At 47.9% G+C, this 2,263-nt stretch carries 5 protein-coding genes; all 5 read right to left on the bottom strand.

The window, feature by feature from the left end:
• Positions 1 to 455 (bottom strand): holin family protein (locus tag Q0241_RS16850; protein ID WP_299379625.1); only part of this gene is annotated, 455 nt, incomplete at its 3' end.
• A gap of 11 nt (positions 456 to 466) precedes the next feature.
• Entirely contained in the window at positions 467 to 1,012 is a 546-nt protein-coding gene (locus tag Q0241_RS16845) for a glycosyl hydrolase 108 family protein (RefSeq protein WP_299379622.1), read from the bottom strand.
• Positions 993 to 1,184 (bottom strand): HP1 family phage holin, encoded by a 192-nt coding sequence (locus tag Q0241_RS16840; protein WP_299379619.1) that lies wholly within the window; start codon positions 1,182 to 1,184, stop codon positions 993 to 995. Before Q0241_RS16840 ends, Q0241_RS16845 begins: the two co-directional genes overlap by 20 nt.
• 2 nt (positions 1,185 to 1,186) lie before the next feature.
• Positions 1,187 to 1,411 (bottom strand): tail protein X, encoded by a 225-nt coding sequence (locus Q0241_RS16835; protein ID WP_299379616.1) that lies wholly within the window; start codon positions 1,409 to 1,411, stop codon positions 1,187 to 1,189.
• The gene (locus tag Q0241_RS16830; protein WP_299379614.1) at positions 1,411 to 1,872 is read right to left on the bottom strand and encodes a head completion/stabilization protein; all 462 of its coding nucleotides are present in this window, start codon (positions 1,870 to 1,872) and stop codon (positions 1,411 to 1,413) included. The genes Q0241_RS16835 and Q0241_RS16830 overlap by 1 nt, the downstream gene beginning before the upstream one ends.
• Positions 1,873 to 2,263: the final 391 nt, after the last annotated feature.

Below are 2,263 nucleotides of genomic sequence, written 5' to 3'. Positions count from 1 at the left end.
GTCTCGCTATTCTTTTCTGATCTTGTTTTTTCAAAAGACCGCATGCCACCGATGCCGAGCATCCCCATCAAAATAACAGACAACTCAGACCACTCAATAACCGGAAGGTTGTCGACGGGGAAGAGCTGTCCATCCATATAAAAGGCACAAATTTGCACAGCGAAAATTAGAAAAGGATAGACGATAAATTTATAAGCAAGGGCAAAGGCGCAGATCCAGCCAACCATGGGTCGCCAGCCCCCTTTGAACTTGCCGCCGTGTTTGGCTTCCATTTTATTGATTTCAAGCTGCCCGGTCAGCAACTGGACTTCTGCATTCAAAAAAGCAAGATCACCCTGCTGTTCCAGTTCCTTCATCTTCTGCAACGCTTCGGCACGTTGCCCCGGGTCCGGCCAGATCCGTTCTATTACTTTTTCAGCAACACCAAAAACAGCAGATATTGGATCAAATGACATTGGCATTCCCTCTAGGCGACACGGTTCAGCAACCAGCCATAGACAAAGGTTTCATCCTTCTGGCGGTTTTGGGAAAGCTCGATATAATATGCCCCCTGCAAAGCATTCATGGCCCGCAACAATACGGTTTCACCATCTTCGCCGCGCAGATTTAAAAACTCGGACAAGGCTTTCAATGTTACCGGGCCCACGCCACCGTCAACTTTGAGATCGTCGTAGTGCTCACCGCGCAAATTCAAAGCGTTCAAACAGGTTTGCAGGAATTCACCAGCACGACCGACACCCATATTTATGCCCGTATCCACCATTTCTTCAGCAAGCTTTTCCGACAAGGGCAAAACGTCATCCAGTTTCATGGAATTCCAATAGAGATCGCTATAGATACGGAATGCCAGGGAACGGGGCAGAACACGCATGTCACCGCCATAGCCATAGTTTCTGGCGACCTGTTCTGTGATCCCGAATTTCGTCGCGCCACCGGAATCATTAGGGTTGTTTACATACCCGCCTTCTACTTCGATCACGCCGTTGATGAATTTATCCTTTAGGGTCGGCATCGGATTTTCCCTTTTCGAGCTTATAGTGAAGATGGCGATAAATCAGGTTGGTAAGCCAAGTGGCGATCCCCAACAGGATCCCCGCAAGAGCCACAAATTCGTTCACGGAAAACCCAAAAATCGAAACGATACCTGCAGAGGCATACGACGCAGTGGTGGCGACCTTATCCATTTTTAATTCCATAGCTTGATCGTTTGTTTCTCAGCCTGTTCCTGTCCCTTAGTTTTGGCTGGTAAAATAATTTCCACGCCGATCGGCAAGACCGGTCCATAATCTGCAAGCCCCCGATTGCGTTCTAACACCGCCTCGACCATGGATGACGTGCCATAGTGGCGATGACAGATCGCATCAATATTGTCGTTTTGCTGGCTGATAATCCTGATTTCTGAATTGCTCATCAGATCAGCTCTATGGTCGATCTGGGGCGATCGATCAGGCGGTTTAACGCCTCGGTTGATGCCCGGTAATAATCATCTGCGGGTAATTCAATCTGGTCTGCCTTGTCCCGCCCGGATTTGGTGCTGTCATAATCCTTGCGTGTTTCAACCAACAAGGCACGGGCACGATTAAAGACGGCGGTTTTGTAAAGGAAGACTTTCTCGGATGTTTCGCCATACATTATCGCCGGCACGAGATCCAAGGACGCATACTGCAATAAACCATCGCGCCAAGACATCAGGCTGCGATTAATTTCGATCATAGCTTCGGTCACAATGGCCGTTAACCTGGTAACGTCATTATCGTTCCCCACAGACATACTTTTTTTAAATTCGTCCAGAGAAAGATCGGGATAAAACCCCGTATTGGAAACGGTCTCATCTGTCGCCGGGGTGTTATGATTATTTGGGACAAATGACATCGGGTTTCCTGTTTAAACTGTGCCCAGATACTATTCAAACGGTGCCAAAACTGGCGACGGGACAGAGAATTTGTATCTCGAAAAAAAATACGCCTTGTCTGTCGCCGTCGCACCGGGGGGAACCTCTTCAAAAAACTAGGCGCAAAGATCATGAAAAAGGATGGTGAAAAGGGTGTCCCCGAAAGTGTTACTTCTGATCTTCTGCTTGTTTCTCTTCTCGGTTGGGTTTCGGTGTCTTCTCTATGCGCAAGGATTCTCGTTTTTTTCATTTCTTCATTGCGTGGATTGAGGTGGGATGGCGCTTTGGCACATACAATCCCGGTGGAAGCTTTTTGTCGAGTTCGGAGTGGCTTTTTTTGATGAGTGTAAAGAAGCCTTGGACTTTCTGAGT

It is taken from the genome of uncultured Kiloniella sp., from assembly GCF_937128705.1.
In the GTDB taxonomy this organism is placed as follows: Bacteria; Pseudomonadota; Alphaproteobacteria; order Kiloniellales; family Kiloniellaceae; genus Kiloniella.
Note: the sequence above shows the minus strand (reverse complement) of the source record. Positions and strands in the feature narration are given on the sequence as shown.

Excerpts from the sequence above, each read along its gene's own strand:
- Q0241_RS16845 (WP_299379622.1), bottom strand. The coding sequence starts at position 1,012 with ATGCCGACCCTAAAGGATAAATTCATCAACGGCGTGATCGAAGTAGAA.
- Q0241_RS16840 (WP_299379619.1), bottom strand. The coding sequence starts at position 1,184 with ATGGATAAGGTCGCCACCACTGCGTCGTATGCCTCTGCAGGTATCGTT.
- Q0241_RS16835 (WP_299379616.1), bottom strand. The coding sequence starts at position 1,411 with ATGAGCAATTCAGAAATCAGGATTATCAGCCAGCAAAACGACAATATT.
- Q0241_RS16830 (WP_299379614.1), bottom strand. The coding sequence starts at position 1,872 with ATGTCATTTGTCCCAAATAATCATAACACCCCGGCGACAGATGAGACC.